Raw genomic sequence first — 15,554 nt, forward strand, 5'->3', positions numbered from 1 at the left:
GTCTATGGGCCGCTCCTACGACAACAACTGAGCTATCCGCCCTCCGGCCACATCGAAACGATGACCTTGCCGGATTGCTCCGAGTCGCGAGCGATCTGGAACGCCTCTTCGATGGACTCAGCGGATACCTCGTGGGTGATGACTCTCTCGATGCTCGGGTGCGAATCGAGTAGGGCAACCGCCCGATCAATCTCGTCCTTGAAACGAAATGTGCCTACCCATCGCACCTCTTTTGAGATGAATGGCGCGATATTCAGCGGTCGGTTCTCGTTGGGAACCATCCCGACTTGAACCACGGTGCCTCGAGCGCGAACCGCTCGCAGGGCGCTCGATATCGACGGTGCGACGCCCGAGCATTCGAGCACGATGTCGTAGGCACTCTCGGGAACCTCGTCTGCAGCCACGTTGATCACCGTGTCGGCGCCAAGTGCGCTGGCGCGGGCCAGCGGTCCGGGCAGAACGTCTGTGGCGCAGATGCTGCTCGCACCTGCGGCGGCAGCAGCAGCAACAGCCAGCAGGCCAATGGGCCCAGCGCCCGTGACGAGCACGCGCGCACCTGCGACGCCACCCGCCTGCGCGATGCCATGAAGCGCTACCGCGAGCGGTTCGGCGAGCACCGCGCGACGCACGGGCAACGACTCCGGCAGGGGGCGAATCATGTCACGCTCGACCAAGATGTATTCCGCCAGAGCACCCTGGGTGTGCGGTGTTGTCGAAGCGCTTCCCAGATACGCCCCGCCCGGCCAAAGGTGTGGCTCGTCGATGATTTCGGGGAGCGGAGTCCCGAAGGTTGCGGGATGCACGGTGACCGGCCTGCCGCACTCCCAGACTCCCAGCGGGTCATCGTCGACACGACCCGACAGTTCGTGTCCGGGAATGAGCGGTTCTCGCACGACGAACGCACCGTTGGCACCAGTGAAGTAGTAGTGGAGATCCGATCCGCAAATTCCCACGTAGTCCACTCGTACTCGTACTTGATCGGGGCCCGGCTGCGGGATGGATGTCTCGCGCACGACGAGATTCTGCGTGGCTTCGATATAGGCAGCGCGCATCATCTGTTCCTTTCCGATGGTCATACGACGGCGGTCATTCCACCGTCGACGAAGATGTTCTGACCCGAGATGAAGCTCGATGCATCTGAGGCGAGCAGAATAAGCGCACCGTCTAGCTCTGCGAAGTCACCCCAGCGCTGAGCCGGGGTTCGGGCCTTCAGCCAACCCGTGAAATCCGGGTCATCGACGAGATCCTTGTTCATCTCTGTCGCGAAGTACCCAGGAGAAATCGCGTTCACCTGCACGCCATGTCGCGCCAAATCCGCGGCCATGCCCTTGGTCAGCTGCACAACACCCCCCTTGGAGGCCGAGTATGGGGCAATGGTCTGGCGCGCGAGCAATGACTGCACCGAGGCCACGTTGATGATCTTTCCGGAGCCCCGCTCAACCATGGCAGGCGCCACAAATCGAGATACATAGAAGAGCCCGTTGAGGTTCGCCGCGATGATGTCGTCCCAGTCCTGGACAGAGAACTCTGTGAACGGGCCACGCCGTTGCACGCCGGCGTTGTTGACGAGAATGTCAGGCACGCCGACCTCCTCGAAGAGCTTGGCGATGCCAGCCTCGACGCCGGCAGCATCAGTCACATCAAAAGTGACAGCCGCCGCCGGTCGTCCTGAGAGACGTTCAGCCTCGGCACGAGTGCTTTCCACTGCCTGCGCATTTCGCCCATGAACGACGACACGGGCCCCTTCTCGCGCGAGGGCGAGGGCGAGCGACCGGCCGAGTCCTCGGGATGAACCGGTGACCAGCGCGAGACGGTCAGCGACAGTGAAAAGTTCAGACATGAGCAGAGGTGCCTTTCAGTTGCGGTCAGACGAGGGTGGCAACGCCGTATACAGCGAGAACGAGCACGAATGCCAGTACGGACTCGATCGCCTGCTGCACGGTCCACGTCTTCAGGGTGGTCTTGACGTCCATGCCCATGAGTCGCCCGACGAGCCAGAATCCGGAGTCGTTCACATGCCCGGCGAAGACGGAGCCGGCAGCGGTTGCGAGCGTGATCGCTGCTATCTGAAGCGGATTGAAGTCGCCTGCGAGCACCGCCGGCGCCGCGAGTCCTGCGGCAGTCACCAGTGCGACGGTCGCAGATCCCTGTGCAAGGCGAATGACAACCGCGATGATGTAGGCGGCGACGATGACGGGCAGGCCCAGGTCACTCAGCGTGTCTGCCAATGCATCACCGATTCCTGACGCGCGCAAGACGCCACCGAACATTCCGCCAGCGCCGGTGATCAAGATGACCGAAGCAACCGGACCGAACGAAGAATCAAGCGTCTTCTCCAGAGCGGTGCCGTTCTCGCCGCGGCGAGTGCCGAGAACATACGTCGCCACCAGAACGGTGATCAGCAGCGCGACAAACGAGTTGCCGAGCAAGGTCAGAACCTGTACCCACAGCGAGTCGCTGGCGACGAGACCTTCGCTCGCGAGGGTCGTGAGGCCAGTGTTCAGGAAGATGAGGAACATCGGCAGCAGCAGTATCAGCACGATCGTCATCGGCTTGGGCGGGTTAGCCGGCTGGTCGTCGTCGATCGAACCGAAAAGCGCGGGAACAGGCAGCTTGATGCGCGCAGAGATGAACTTCGCCCACAGGTAGCCCGAGACGTACCACACCGGGAATGCGATCAGCAGGCCGAGCAATAGGACGATTCCCAAGTTGGCGCCATACAGACCTGCGGCGGTGACCGGGCCCGGGTGGGGCGGAAGGAATACGTGCATGACCGAGAATGCGGCCGCGGCGGGCAGGCCGAACAGCAGCACATTGTTCTTTGACACGCGCCGCGCCACGGCGAAGACGATGGGGAGCATCATCACGAGGCCCGCATCGAAGAACATCGGGAAACCAAGGATCAGCGATGCAACGCCGAGCGCAAAAGGAGCGCGCTTCTCACCGAAGATTTCGACGAAGCGATCCGCCAGCGCCTTAGCGCCGCCGGAATGCTCTATGAGTCTTCCGAGCATCGCTCCCAGGCCTACGAGCAACGCAACGCTCGCCAAGGTTGCACCGAATCCGCCCAGCAGAGTCGTCGCGATCTCCGACACCGGCACTTGCGCAACCAGTGCGGTCAGCAACGAGACGATAATCAGCGTCAAGAAGGCATGCACCTTGAAGACGATGATGAGCACAAGAATGAGCGCGATCGCGCCCGCAGCTATGGCCAGAAGCGGCCCGGTACCCAGCGTTTGGGTCCAATCTTCCATCTGAATCTCCATTGATGTGAGGAATGAGAACTCGGGGACACCCCGGCTCCCGCGTTAGGATTCGTGCGACGCGCTCTATGAATTTCAGCGCGTGCAGTGATCTTGCCACAATGATCATATTTTTGGCAAGCTTTGATCATATTTATTGGAGGCCCTCGTGGCGCAGGCAGCTCACGGACCGTTGCTCGATGCGCTCGGCGAGCGCATCGCATCGGGCGAACTGCAGCCCGGCGTCGTTCTCACCCTCGCCGGACTCGAATCCGAGTACGGAGTCTCGCGAACGGTGGTACGAGAGACCGTTCGGGTGCTCGAGGCCATGGGGATGCTCGAATCGCGCCGTCGAGTTGGCCTCACCGTCCGGCCGGTGAATCAGTGGAACGCCCTGGACTCCCAGCTGATCGCCTGGCAGCTCACGGGCCCGCGGCGAGATCAGCAGCTGGTAGTCGTGACCGAGCTGCGCGCGGCGATCGAGCCGGTCGCCGCCCGCCTCAGCGCTACGCGTGCGAGTGATGTGGAGCGAGCCGAACTCACCAGATTGGCTGACCAGCTCAACGAACTGGGAAGCCAGGGCAGGGGCGACTCCGAGGAGTACCTGCGTGCCGACATCGCCTTCCACGATCTGATCCTCGACTCGAGCGGCAACCTGATGCTTGCCGCGACCAAGTCTGCGATCGCGGCAGTGATCAGTGGGCGTTCACGCGAGGGGCTCACTCCCCCGACGCCTCACCACGAAGCGCTGCACAACCACCTTCAGACCGCAGCGGCGATCGCTCGCGGCGACGCCGAAGCGGCCGAACACCACACCCGTCGCTACGTCGACGCTGTTCTGTCAGAGGTGCGGTCGCTGAGCTGAAGCCGGTCAGCCGCTTCGTGCCGCGTCAGCTCTTCGACGGGGCAACAGGCACTGTTCGTGAGTAGTGATCCAAATACCGCGTGAAGCCGGCGTCATACTGCGCGCGCCGCTCTGGTCGAGGTCGAACGATCCGGCGTTCGACCGAGTCAAGTGCCGGATGCTGCATGGGCAGCTGCAGCGCGGCGAGCCCCATGCGAATGGCACCCACCGTCGAGCTGTGCTGCTGCGTCGACACTTCCATCTCGACGCCGAAGACATCGACGGTCAGCTGCGTCCAAAACGGGGAGGAAAGCACGCCACCCGAGAGAATGACGCGCCTGGGGGAACCGCTTAGCGCGGTCAGCTCTTTGAAGCAGTGAAACAGCGAGTAGACAATGCCCTCGAGCACGGCTTGGTACATGTCAGCGCGGGTGTGATGCGGTTGCAGTGCGAGCAGTCCCCCCTGTCGCTGGTCTTGCCATCCTGGACTGCGCTCGCCAAACAGGAAGGGCATGAACACTGGTGTGTCGAGCCTGTCCGCAGAAAGCAGCGGTTCGATCTCGGCATAGTCGGTAGACATTCCAAAGAGTCGCTCGCGTGCCCAATCGACGCAGTTTCCACACCCCGAGGTTGCCGCACCGCTCAGCGAACCCATCGGCGAGCGGTACGACCAGGTACTGAGTGTGGGCGAAAAGGCAGGATGCCGGGAGGCGAGACGCAACGCCCCGCTCGTGCCCATCGAAAAGGTCATGTCTCCCGGTTCGGTCGCAAGGTCGCCAACTTGGCTGAGCCCGCCATCAGGACCGGGGACAAGCACTGGCACGCCGGAGCGAATGCCAAGCAAAGTTGCCGCTTCGGGCAGAAGGGACGCCGTCTGCGTAGACGCTCGAAGCTCGGGAAGCTGCACGTGCTCGAGCCCGAAGCGTGCAATGACCTCGTGGTCCCAATCTGCGGTCGTGGCATTGAGCAGGCCGGTACCCGAAGCGAGCGACGGAGTCGTCCAGCACTCGCCCGTCAGCCGGGCGAACACGAGGCTCGGCTGATCCATGGCGACAACCGATGTGAGGTCATGGCCCTGTTGCGCGAGATGCATCAGCTTGAACACGGGGTAGACCGCATTGACCATGCAACCTGTGCGCTCGTAGAACCACCACGTGAGCTCCGCGTCGTCTCGCAACGTCGCACACAGATCCTGAGCGCCGGTGTACGGCCACTCCATCACCGGGGTGACTGCCTCAAACGCGGGTGTCTGCAGGGTGAGACCGTGCCAGGTCCCGCTGAGCACGATTAGATCAACTTCATGACCGTGCGCGCTTTCGCGCCCGAGCGCGAACAGCTGAGTGCAGATCGCGTCACCGTCGCGCACAGCGGCGTCTGGCCCGTCGGTCTCGAAGCGCCGCGATTTAACAGCGATTTCGCCGCTGTCAGTATCGAAGAGCATCGTCTTGGCAGACGTCGTGCTGGCTTCCAGCGCAAGGATGATCATGAATTGTTGTCCATCGTCGGAGGGAGACGGCGACGACAACATCGTCCCGCATAGCCCCAATGATATGATCATTAGGCGGGAATCGTCTATCCCCATCCACTGAACCGACGAAGCGCACCTACCGTCACACAACCTGCGAGGCAGAGCGGTGGCGCGCTACGCTGAAACCGCCAGCCCTGCCGCTTACCACGCAGCGGTGCGAGAGCTCGGCTCTGACTGAGGAGAAAAATGAGCGGAACCGCCAATATCGGCGTTGTTGGACTCGCGGTAATGGGATCGAATCTCGCCCGCAACCTCGCAAGCCGCGAGGGCAACACGGTCGCGATCTATAACCGCAGCCATGACAAGACCGAGACCCTTGTTGCTGAGCACCCCGAGGCGAAGTTCGTTCCCGCTTACTCGTACGACGAGTTCGCAGCCAGCCTGCAGAAACCCCGTACCGCAATCATCATGGTCAAGGCTGGCGGCGCCACCGACGCCGTCATCAATGCTCTCGTTGAGGCCTTCGAGCCCGGTGACATCATTGTCGACGGCGGCAACGCGCTCTTCACCGATACGATCCGTCGCGAGAAGGCCGTCCGCGAAACGGGAATCAACTTCGTCGGAGCTGGCATCTCAGGCGGCGAGGAGGGCGCCCTGCTGGGACCGTCGATCATGCCTGGCGGTTCAGACGAATCTTGGGTGACGCTCGGGCCCATCCTCAAGTCCATCGCAGCCGTCGCCGAAGGCGAACCCTGCGTGACACACATCGGTCACGATGGCGCCGGTCATTTCGTCAAGATGGTGCACAACGGCATTGAGTATGCCGACATGCAGCTCATCGCCGAAGCCTACGATTTGATCCGACGCGCGACGGGAAAGTCCCCCGCCGAGATCGCCGACGTCTTCGCGGAATGGAACAAGGGTGAGCTTGAGAGCTACCTGATTGAGATCACGGCCGAGGTGCTTCGGCAGATGGATGCCGACACCGGCAAGCCTCTCGTTGATGTGATTCTCGACCAGGCAGGCGCCAAGGGCACCGGCGCATGGACGGTGCAAACTGCGCTGAACCTGGGCGTTCCAGTGTCTGGCATCGCTGAGGCAGTGTTCGCGCGCTCGCTGTCGAGCCACCCCGAGCAGCGATCGGTGTCGGGTGAACTTCCCGGTCCGAGCGAGGGCCTGTCGGTAGAAGACACCGACGAGTTCATTGAACAGGTGCGCCTGGCACTGTACGCCTCGAAGATCGTCGCTTACTCGCAGGGCTTCGACGAGATTCGCGCGGGAGCCGCCGAATACAACTGGACGATCGACCTCGGCGCAGTATCGAAGATCTGGCGCGGCGGTTGCATCATCCGAGCGCAGTTCCTCAACCGCATTGCTGATGCGTATGCCGAAAGCCCCGAGCTGTCAGTGCTGCTCACCGCTCCATACTTCGTCGACGCCTTGGGCCCGGCGCAGGCAGCGTGGCGTCACATTGTTGCCACGGCGGCCACCGCCGGCATCCCCGCGCCCGCGTTCGCCTCTTCGCTGGCCTATTACGACGGTCTGCGCGCAGACCGCCTGCCGGCAGCCCTCGTTCAGGGCCAGCGTGACTTCTTCGGAGCACACACGTACAAGCGTGTCGACAAAGAAGGCACTTTTCACACACTGTGGTCGGGAGATCGCAGTGAAGTCGAGGCAGAAGACACTCACTAGCATCCGCTAGCGCGCCACGCGCGAAAACGCGAGCCCCGGTCGAACTGGGGCTCGCGTTTTGCTTTCTCACTATCTATTTGCGCGTGATGTCACGCACGGTGCCGCGTTCAAGCCGCAGTCGCCGCTTGGCGCGCTTGGCGACAGCCGAGTCGTGGGTGACGACGATGAGGGTCAGTCCCTCGGCGCAAAGCTCCTCAAGCACCACGAGGATCTCATCTCGCATGCTTTCATCGAGGTTGCCGGTCGGCTCATCTGCCAGCAGCACCTTTGGCTGCTTGACGATTGCTCGGGCGATCGCCACACGCTGTTGCTGCCCGCCCGACAATTCACCCGGAAGATGATCGGCGCGCTCTGCCAGACCGACTCGCGCGAGCGCTTCTTCAACACGCTGCGTGCGTTCCTGTTTGGTCACTCCCAGCGGCTCAAGGGCCATATCGACGTTCTCGGCCGCGGTGAGCGTCGGGATCAGGTTGAACCCCTGAAAGACGAAGCCGATCTCGTGGGCGCGCACCTTGGTGAGCTGCGCATTCGAGGCCTTGGCGAGATCAGTATCGCCCAGCATCACCGAGCCGGCGCTCGGGCGATCAAGCGCACCCAGCAGCTGAAGAAGCGTTGACTTGCCTCCCCCGGTTGGGCCCTGGATGGTGACAAAGTCACCTCGGGTGATCTCGAGATCGACGCCGGCCAGCGCTTTCACAACCCGGTCTTTCTGACGGTATGTGCGCGTGACTCCAGAGAGCCGATAGAGCGCGACGGGTGCAGCATCCAGACCCTGCTCTGTATGGGTAGCGATTAGCGTCATCTCGGTATCTCCTTCAGAATGAGTGCCCGCCGGTCGGGTCGGGGCGGTGTTTTCGGTGTGCATTGCCACTAGCCCACCGATCGCAGTGCTTCGGCCGGACTCAATCGCGCGGCACGCCAGCCGCCGAAGATCCCGGCGAGACCACCGCCCAGAACAGCGATCCCGATCGCCAACGCGATCACGGTGGGTGAGAACGGCGCATTGAGCACGATCTCGGTCGAGGTTTCAGTGACCGCGCCGAAGGCTTGGCCGCCCTGCACACCCGGCGCTCCCGCACCCCCGGGTCCTGTCGTGGCCGTTTCGGTCACCGAAATCGTCGGAGCGATGAGGTTTACGGCGATGATGCCCGCGAGACCGATGATCAGCCCTGCCGCTCCGCCGATGAGTCCCTGCACCACGGATTCTCCCGCGACCTGTCCCACGACTCGATTGTTCGACCACCCGATCGCCTTCAGCGTGCCGAACTCGCGAGTGCGGCGGGATACGCCCGAGATCGTAAAGAGCACGGCGAGCGCAAGCGCGACCCCGAGGACGATGATCGACAGCCAGGTGCCGAGGTTGGTGATGAGAGTGGATGCTGAAGAAAGCGATCCAGACACGGTGGCGGCAAGATCTGACTGTGAGCTCACGGTCGCGTCAGGAAGCTCGTCTGCGATTGCAGCCTGCACGGCGTCGATGTCGCCCGCATTGGCAGCCTGCACGTAGACGGTCGATACGACGTCTTCAAGCCCGGCAAGCGTCTGAGCGGTGTCAAGCGGCAGATACACGTTGGCTGCCGTGTCGGCCTCGTTCGTAGTAGACGCGACGATTCCGACAACCTCGACGGCATTGCCGCCCACGTCGATGGTGTCGCCCAGTGCGATCTCGGCCGTTGCGGCGTAGGTGGCGTCAACGAGCGCCACAAGCTGCTCGGAGTCAGCGGCATCGAGCGCGCGGCCTTCAGCAACTTCCATCGCCGAGAGTGGTCCCGATGTTGTCGCCGCAGGGTCGATGCCCAGCACCGTGAAGGTGTCGAGGTCGAACGCGCTGCCGCCGGCGCCGTCGGCGCCGCCCTGGCGAGGAGCCTGTCCCCCCGCGCTCTCGCCTTCGGTTGCCTGGCCGGGGTCGATCTGCTCGGACTCGGCGAAGTCGGGAAGCTCTCCTGAGAAAGTCGTGTTGGTCAGCGAAAGCGCGCCTGATGCCGCAGCGACGCCATCCACCGCCGCTACCGTCTCGATTGTCGAGGAGTCGAGCGTGCCACGAAGAAAGTCTGTCGTGAGCCGCGACTGACTGAGCGCCGTCGTGCCATCGGTCGTTTCGCCCGCTTCGGCACCGAATTCGAACCGCTGTCCGCGCTCACCGGGCTCGGCGCTTGCGCCGGTGACGGTGAGGTCGGTGCCCACTCCGTACACCGATTCGAGAGCCTGCGCCTGAGCGTCTTTGACGCCTGTCGCGAGCGAATTCACAATGATGACAAGCGCAATCGCAACAGCGAGTCCTGCCGCGACGATGATCGTCTGTTTCTTTCTTCCGGCGAGTTCTCGCCGTAGGTACGTTCCGTACATCAATTCTCCTCAAGCCGAGCCAGGTACCCGTCGATGAGAAAACGCTAGAGACGCGGCTCATGCGAACTGTTAGAGAAAGTTAAGAGTTGCCTATGATTCGCCGCCTGACCGATTCACAGCTGACGCAAATACCGGCGCATAGCAAGCTCATAGGAAACTGCGCACAATAGAAGACATGACTACCCCGCAAACTGCCCTCACCCGCCCCGACGGTTCAGCCCTGCGCGTGCTCGTGGTTGACGATGAGGCCATGCTCACTGACCTGCTGTCGATGGCGCTGCGCATGGAGGGGTGGGACGTGAAGACCGCCAGCTCAGGGTTCGAAGCGCTGCAGGTCGCCCGCGAGTTCGCCCCCGACGCCATGGTGCTCGACATCATGATGCCCGATCTTGACGGCATGGCGGTATTGCAGCGACTGCGTCAGTCGGGCGATGATGTGCCCGTTCTCTTTCTCACTGCCAAGGATGCTGTCGGCGACCGCGTCGCAGGCCTCACCGCCGGCGGCGACGACTATGTCACCAAGCCCTTCAGCCTCGAAGAGGTGGTCGCCCGACTGCGCGGACTGATGCGGCGTTCTGGCACCGCACACGCGAGCGGCGCTGAACCGATCTTGCGCGTAGCCGACCTCACCCTCAACGAAGACAGCCACGAAGTTACTCGCGGCACCAGTGAGATCGAACTCACCGCTACCGAGTTTGAGCTGCTGCGATTCTTGATGCGCAATCAGCGCCGCGTTGTGTCGAAGGCTCAGATTCTCGACCGCGTCTGGGACTACGACTTCGGCGGCCGCTCGAGCGTCGTGGAGCTTTACATCTCTTACCTTCGCAAGAAGATCGACCATGGCCACGACGAGGCCCTGATTCACACTGTGCGCGGCGTCGGATACATGATCAAGGCACCCCAGTGACAGCCGAGCCAGCGCAGCCAGCCGAACCCGCGACCGGGCAGACAGCTCGAGCGCGGCATGGTCGTGCTCCCTGGACGCTTCAACGACGTCTGATTGTCACCGTCGTGTCGATCGTTTCGCTGATTCTGGTGTTCGTTGCGGTGGCAATGAGCGCAATACTCGGCCAGGTGCTCGAAGGACGCCTAGACAGCGAGCTCAAGGCGACGACGCAGCGCACCGCTTCATGGATACAGCCACAGATTCTGGCTGGGCAGACTGCCGAAGAGATTCTCGCCACTCAACAAGCGCAACCAGGGCTGCTTCTCGCCATCGCGACTCCGTTCGGCGGGCCATCTGCCGCTTTTATGAACGACGATGGCGAAGTCGTCGCTCTCGATGATGATCAGATCGATGAACTCGACCAAGGGCTCCAGGGCGAAGGACCGCTCGTGGTGACTATCGATGGTGCAGACACTTTTCGAGTGACCGGTTTCGGTGTGGGACAGTCCGCAGTCGTCGTCGGCCTCTCACGCGCCGATGTGGTCACCACCCTCAGCCAGATGTTCATCACCATCGGCCTGCTCACGGCCGGAGGACTCATCGTTCTCGCCGTCGCCACGGCGTGGACTATTCGCGCTGGCCTCGCACCGCTGCGCGCGGTCGCAGCCACGGCCGAGCGTGTGGCTCAACTTCCGCTCGATCAGGGCGAAGTGCTGCTAGCCGACCGCGTGCCCGAGGCCGAAGCCGATCCGCGCACCGAAGTCGGACGCGTGGGGGCCTCGTTGAACACCTTGCTCGACCACGTTGATGACTCACTCACCGCACGCCAGCGCAATGAAGAACGCATGCGCCGGTTTGTCGCAGATGCGAGCCACGAACTGCGCACTCCGCTCGCATCGATCCGCGGATACTCCGAGCTTTCGCTTCGCGCGCTCAGCCGCAAACCGGTGGCGGATTCCGACCCGAACGATCCGACGACGCAGTCGCTCGAGCGCATTCAGGCGCAGTCGCTGCGCATGACGACGCTCGTCGAAGACCTGTTGCTCTTGGCGCGTCTCGACGAAGGGCAAGAGCTGGTGTACGGCAGTGTCGATTTGACCAGACTCGCGCTTGAAGCGGTGGGTGACGCGCGACCGGCTGGCCCTGATCACACTTGGACGGTCGACGTACCCGACGAGCCCGTCATGATTGCCGCTGACGCAGGCAGGCTGCATCAGATTGCGGCCAATCTGCTCGCGAACGCACGCACTCATACGCCTGCAGGAACCGAAGTCAATGTGCAGATCGAACGCAGCGCGGATGATGCGATATTGCGGGTGCACGACAACGGGCCAGGCATTGATCCCGGGGTCAAAGACGAGCTTTTCGAGCGCTTCTCACGGGCCGACCGTTCGCGCGCGCGCCAAACCGGTGGCACTGGACTCGGGTTGTCGATCGTTCGCGCCATCGTGGAGGCCCATCAAGGCACCATCACGGTGGAGAGCGAACCCGGCGACACAACGTTCGAAGTTCGCCTGCCGTTGCAGCCCGAAGCCGTCGACCCCGCCGAGGACTCCGAGATCAGTAGCCGCTGAACGCGTCTGTGGTGATCGAACGCGCGCGCTCCAGCGCCGGCGTCAGGTCTGCGATGAGCCCTGGCGGCCCCGACGCGTACGCATGACGTCGTGCAATGTCAGGCACGAAGCCCAGCAGACCGGCTGCATCGAGGCGCTGACCGCGAGCCCACGTCCAGTGCGAGGGCATGTCTGAAGGTTCGTCGCGCGTGAAGACGATCACATGAACCCCGGATGCTGCCAGCTCGTCGCGAAATGCGAGCTCGGCAGCCTCCGAGGCGACGTAGACCACGACGATGTCGCGCAGTTCTCCCGTCAGCCGAAGGTGGTTCAGCTGCGAGATGAACGGTGTCACGCCGATGCCCGCCGCGACGAGAAGAATCGGCTCTTCGCGATGCGATGGAAGCACGAAATCGCCCCACACTCCGGTCACTGGCAACGCGCCGCCGGGCTCGAGCAGTGCGAGTGCACGCTTGTAGGAGCTTTGGGACCCTTCCTTGAATGCGACCCGCAAACTGGGCAGCTCCTCAGGCGACGACACGATTGAGAACTCGCGCCGAGTGCCGCGCGCATCGGGATGGCGGTGCGGCACCTCAAGTTCGATGTACTGTCCGGCTGTGAACCGAAAGCCGCGCGGTGCACGGAAGGTGAGTTGCTTGGCCGTCGGGGTGAGCGCAGCGCGTGATTGAAGGGTGAGGCGAACTGCAGTGCGCACGGCGAACGCGAACGCGACCAGGTTGCCGACGAGCAGTGCTCGTTCCTGTCCGAGCGATATGGGGCCCAGATCGATCGGCCAGGCTGCGAGCACGCCGACGACGGTCGCCACGAGATACTGCTGCCACCGTCGCGGCGGCAGGGTGAGCGGTTCGGACAGCATGAATGCGCCTAGGAACAAGAACGGCGACGACCACAGCACGGCCGCAGCAATCGTTGCGAAGTCAACGCTCTGCCCGAGCGCTTGATATTGCAGCACAGTGCGCGTCGTGCCGACGACGACGGCCACAAGCAAGAAGAGCGCGATGACACGAATCTTCTCGGTGCGCCACAGCACGATAAGGCCACACAAGATCACCGGCGCGGCCATCGCTGGTGTGCCCACCCACCACGAGGAAGCGCCGAGCGCGGGCGCGGCGATGCTCACGAGAGTCAGCACGGTGGCCCCGACCGCCGCGGGATTGAATATGTGGCGACCTCGCCACGCCAGCACGTACTTCGACAGCGAAGCGGCTGTCGCTGCGAGGGCGATTCCCCCCAGCGCCGCGACGTCGAGGGTCGGGCGCAACACGAAGAGCAAGATGTGGGCTGTGATCAGAGACGACTCGACGCGCCAAGGAAGCGAGAGCGCCCGCTGCGCTGCGGCGTCGACGAGTACACACACCAGCGACAGCACGAGCAGGGTGATCACTAGCTCAAGCGGAGCCGGACCGACCAGCCCGAAGAAAGAGAGCAGCAAGGCGGTGCCCGCGAGGACCGCGAGCAGCACATAGACCAACCGGTACATCGACACGCGACCGAGCACCGCGAACACGCGGTTCCAGACGGTGCTGAGAGCAGCCATCATCGCTAAACCGGCAACAGAGGTTCGTGCACGTCAGGAACGATGACCCGAATGCCATCTCCCGCACGCACCTCTCCCCCGTTGATGACGACCGACATCACACCCACCAGCCGAACGGTGTCGCCCCGCTCGTCAACATAGATCAGCTCCTTCATCAGACCGGGTGAGAACCCGTTGATCTGCGCGCAGGGGTTCCGCAGACCTGTCAGTTCTACGATTGCGCCGCTACCGAATTCGAGCCGCGTGCCTCGCCCCATTGCGAGCAGATCAAGGCCACGCGTTGTGATGTTCTCGCCAAGGTCGCCGGGGTTCACCGAATGACCGCGCGCTGCAGTGTGTTCGAAGAGTTCCTCGTGAATGAGGTGCACCTGACGTACGTTCTGTCGTTCGGGGTGTCTCGCCATCGGTGCCAGATGCTGCACGGTCGCTCCCGCGTGCGCATCGCCCGCGATGCCGAGCCCTGCCACCAGCGTGACGGAATCTCTCGTAGGTTTACTGAAGCGATGAGCGTCGTCTGCTGCAACAGCCACCACTTGTCCCGAAGTTTCACTCACCGCTCCACGCTATCGCCCGCTGAAGAGCTCTGCGTCGCATCCGGGCGACCATTGCACCTGGCCGTCCGTGAACATTCTGACCCATCGTGCGTCCCAGTCCCGTGCGAGCTTCGGTCCGCCATCGAAGAACAGCGCGGTCGCAATTCCGTCGGCAGCCATGGCACGAGGAGCGACAGCCCAGGTGGCAGCAACTGTCCGCACGGGTTCCCCGGTGCGCGCATCGAGCACATGGTGCAGCCCCTCGCCCCAAGCTCGCCGGCTGGTCGACGATGCACACAATGCTGCATCCGATACCTCCCACACGCCGATAGCGCGACGGGGATCGAAGGGATGCTCGAGCGCAACACGCTGACGTGAGCCGCGCACCGACAGATCACCGCTGGCATCCACCACCATGTCTCCGCCCACATCGGCGAGCAGGTCGGCGATGAGGTCGACGAGTCGCCCCTTTCCCAGCGCACCCACGTCAAGGACTGCTGGCGGCACCACGCTGAGCCGCCCCTCATTCCACCTCACTATGCTCTGCCACTCAGCCGGAGCCGGCTGGGCACCGCGATCAGTGAACGAGTACGAGGCGTCATAGCCGCGCGCAGAAAGCGGCTCGCCGATGAGCGGATTCACCGCTGCCGACGTTGACTCACTCAGCGCGACGTATGCGTCAAGCATGGCGCTGGCGTCGACCGGGAGCGGCACTGAGTTCGCACCACGTGCGAGATGCGCAACCACTGAGTCGCCGCGAAACCGAGACCAGGTTCGATCAAAACCATCGATGATGACGGCAACTTGTCGTTGACGCTCCTCGCTCAGCGGCTCGTCGGTCTCTATCTCCCACCGCGTGCCGATGGCATCGAAGCTCCAGCGAGAGCGTTCGCTCGCCATCTCACGCGGCAGCTTCGGCCTTGATCGCGTCGATCGCCTGATTGAATCCACCGCTCGTGAGCGATGAGCCCGCTACTCGGGACACTGAGATCTCGTCGATGTCTTGGCCGACGACGACGACGCTGATCCCGCCGATGAAGTCGCTCTGGTACTGCTGCGATTCTTGCGCCTGCGCGTCGCCGACCACCTGCACCTCGGTGATCACGTCATCCGAGAGGGTCACGGTGACCGAGATACTCTCTACCGACTCCGGTGTGGCGTACGAGCCATCTGCGCTGTACGTTCCGTCGACATAGGTGCCATCACCCGCTGGCACGCTGCCGGCGTCTGATTCGGCCGCCTCGGTGCTGGGGCTGCATCCTGCGAGTGCGACGATCCCGGCCGTCGCCGCCATAGCGGCGGTAGCACGCGCGGGGCGAGAAACAACGTTGCGTATCAAAGGGTTCCTCCAGAGTCGACGGGTGCTCGCGTACCGACACGATAAGACTGACGTCAGTGTGACAACGAAGTCTTTGAGAGCGCTATGCGAAAC

The 15,554-nt window shown here is 63.1% G+C and carries 14 protein-coding genes; 4 read left to right on the forward strand and 10 right to left on the reverse strand.

Annotation, left to right across the window (positions count from 1 at the left end):
* Positions 1 to 32: 32 nt before the first annotated feature.
* The 3 genes from WDU96_RS10095 to WDU96_RS10105 are packed head-to-tail and all read right to left on the reverse strand — an operon-like array spanning position 33 to position 3,254.
* Entirely contained in the window at positions 33 to 1,052 is a 1,020-nt protein-coding gene (locus WDU96_RS10095; protein ID WP_337338345.1) for a zinc-binding dehydrogenase, read from the reverse strand.
* Between the two features lie 20 nt (positions 1,053 to 1,072).
* Complete coding sequence (locus WDU96_RS10100) at positions 1,073 to 1,840, reverse strand: SDR family oxidoreductase (protein WP_337338346.1); 768 nt, start codon at positions 1,838 to 1,840, stop codon at positions 1,073 to 1,075.
* A 25-nt stretch (positions 1,841 to 1,865) separates the two neighbouring features.
* Positions 1,866 to 3,254 (reverse strand): GntP family permease, encoded by a 1,389-nt coding sequence (locus WDU96_RS10105; RefSeq protein WP_337338347.1) that lies wholly within the window; start codon positions 3,252 to 3,254, stop codon positions 1,866 to 1,868.
* A gap of 157 nt (positions 3,255 to 3,411) precedes the next feature.
* Between WDU96_RS10105 and WDU96_RS10110 the strand changes: the two genes are divergently transcribed.
* Positions 3,412 to 4,107 (forward strand): FadR/GntR family transcriptional regulator, encoded by a 696-nt coding sequence (locus WDU96_RS10110; RefSeq protein ID WP_337338348.1) that lies wholly within the window; start codon positions 3,412 to 3,414, stop codon positions 4,105 to 4,107.
* Positions 4,108 to 4,132: 25 nt separating this feature from the next.
* Here the strand turns inward: WDU96_RS10110 and WDU96_RS10115 are convergent, their stop codons facing one another.
* Positions 4,133 to 5,572, reverse strand: a complete 1,440-nt coding sequence (locus tag WDU96_RS10115; protein WP_337338349.1) for a gluconokinase — start codon at positions 5,570 to 5,572, stop codon at positions 4,133 to 4,135.
* A 228-nt stretch (positions 5,573 to 5,800) separates the two neighbouring features.
* Here WDU96_RS10115 and gndA point away from each other — a divergent pair, with 228 nt between their 5' ends.
* Positions 5,801 to 7,246, forward strand: coding sequence for an NADP-dependent phosphogluconate dehydrogenase (gndA, locus tag WDU96_RS10120; protein ID WP_337338350.1), 1,446 nt, complete (start codon positions 5,801 to 5,803; stop codon positions 7,244 to 7,246).
* A gap of 73 nt (positions 7,247 to 7,319) precedes the next feature.
* On the opposite strand, the gene WDU96_RS10125 is transcribed toward gndA, so the two are convergent.
* Positions 7,320 to 8,048, reverse strand: a complete 729-nt coding sequence (locus WDU96_RS10125) for an ABC transporter ATP-binding protein (RefSeq protein WP_337338351.1) — start codon at positions 8,046 to 8,048, stop codon at positions 7,320 to 7,322.
* Positions 8,049 to 8,116: 68 nt separating this feature from the next.
* Entirely contained in the window at positions 8,117 to 9,592 is a 1,476-nt protein-coding gene (locus WDU96_RS10130; protein WP_337338352.1) for an ABC transporter permease, read from the reverse strand.
* Between the two features lie 175 nt (positions 9,593 to 9,767).
* Here WDU96_RS10130 and WDU96_RS10135 point away from each other — a divergent pair, with 175 nt between their 5' ends.
* The gene (locus WDU96_RS10135; RefSeq protein WP_337338353.1) at positions 9,768 to 10,499 is read left to right on the forward strand and encodes a response regulator transcription factor; all 732 of its coding nucleotides are present in this window, start codon (positions 9,768 to 9,770) and stop codon (positions 10,497 to 10,499) included.
* Complete coding sequence (locus WDU96_RS10140) at positions 10,496 to 12,052, forward strand: sensor histidine kinase (RefSeq protein WP_337338354.1); 1,557 nt, start codon at positions 10,496 to 10,498, stop codon at positions 12,050 to 12,052. The genes WDU96_RS10135 and WDU96_RS10140 overlap by 4 nt, the downstream gene beginning before the upstream one ends.
* On the opposite strand, the gene WDU96_RS10145 is transcribed toward WDU96_RS10140, so the two are convergent.
* From WDU96_RS10145 to WDU96_RS10160, 4 genes are read right to left on the reverse strand one after another with little or no spacing between them, the layout of a single operon-like run.
* A complete protein-coding gene (locus tag WDU96_RS10145) occupies positions 12,039 to 13,592 on the reverse strand; it encodes an FAD-dependent oxidoreductase (RefSeq protein WP_337338355.1) in 1,554 nt (517 codons plus the stop codon). The two genes, WDU96_RS10140 and WDU96_RS10145, sit on opposite strands and share 14 nt — an antisense overlap.
* 2 nt (positions 13,593 to 13,594) lie before the next feature.
* On the reverse strand, positions 13,595 to 14,143 hold the full coding sequence (locus tag WDU96_RS10150; RefSeq protein WP_337338356.1) for an MOSC domain-containing protein: 549 nt from the start codon (positions 14,141 to 14,143) through the stop codon (positions 13,595 to 13,597).
* Positions 14,144 to 14,152: 9 nt separating this feature from the next.
* Positions 14,153 to 15,022: an FAD:protein FMN transferase gene (locus tag WDU96_RS10155; RefSeq protein ID WP_337338357.1), complete on the reverse strand. Its 870-nt coding sequence runs from the start codon at positions 15,020 to 15,022 to the stop codon at positions 14,153 to 14,155.
* Position 15,023: 1 nt separating this feature from the next.
* Positions 15,024 to 15,461, reverse strand: coding sequence for a hypothetical protein (locus tag WDU96_RS10160; protein ID WP_337338358.1), 438 nt, complete (start codon positions 15,459 to 15,461; stop codon positions 15,024 to 15,026).
* Positions 15,462 to 15,554 lie beyond the last annotated feature (93 nt).

Source organism: Microbacterium marmarense, from assembly GCF_037204165.1.
GTDB lineage: Bacteria > Actinomycetota > Actinomycetes > Actinomycetales > Microbacteriaceae > Microbacterium > Microbacterium marmarense.

Excerpts from the sequence above, each read along its gene's own strand:
- WDU96_RS10105 (WP_337338347.1), bottom strand. The coding sequence starts at position 3,254 with ATGGAAGATTGGACCCAAACGCTGGGTACCGGGCCGCTTCTGGCCATA.
- WDU96_RS10125 (WP_337338351.1), bottom strand. The coding sequence starts at position 8,048 with ATGACGCTAATCGCTACCCATACAGAGCAGGGTCTGGATGCTGCACCC.
- WDU96_RS10155 (WP_337338357.1), bottom strand. The coding sequence starts at position 15,022 with ATGGCGAGCGAACGCTCTCGCTGGAGCTTCGATGCCATCGGCACGCGG.
- WDU96_RS10130 (WP_337338352.1), bottom strand. The coding sequence starts at position 9,592 with ATGTACGGAACGTACCTACGGCGAGAACTCGCCGGAAGAAAGAAACAG.
- WDU96_RS10100 (WP_337338346.1), bottom strand. The coding sequence starts at position 1,840 with ATGTCTGAACTTTTCACTGTCGCTGACCGTCTCGCGCTGGTCACCGGT.
- gndA (WP_337338350.1), top strand. The coding sequence starts at position 5,801 with ATGAGCGGAACCGCCAATATCGGCGTTGTTGGACTCGCGGTAATGGGA.
- WDU96_RS10135 (WP_337338353.1), top strand. The coding sequence starts at position 9,768 with ATGACTACCCCGCAAACTGCCCTCACCCGCCCCGACGGTTCAGCCCTG.
- WDU96_RS10095 (WP_337338345.1), bottom strand. The coding sequence starts at position 1,052 with ATGCGCGCTGCCTATATCGAAGCCACGCAGAATCTCGTCGTGCGCGAG.
- WDU96_RS10115 (WP_337338349.1), bottom strand. The coding sequence starts at position 5,572 with ATGATCATCCTTGCGCTGGAAGCCAGCACGACGTCTGCCAAGACGATG.
- WDU96_RS10145 (WP_337338355.1), bottom strand. The coding sequence starts at position 13,592 with ATGATGGCTGCTCTCAGCACCGTCTGGAACCGCGTGTTCGCGGTGCTC.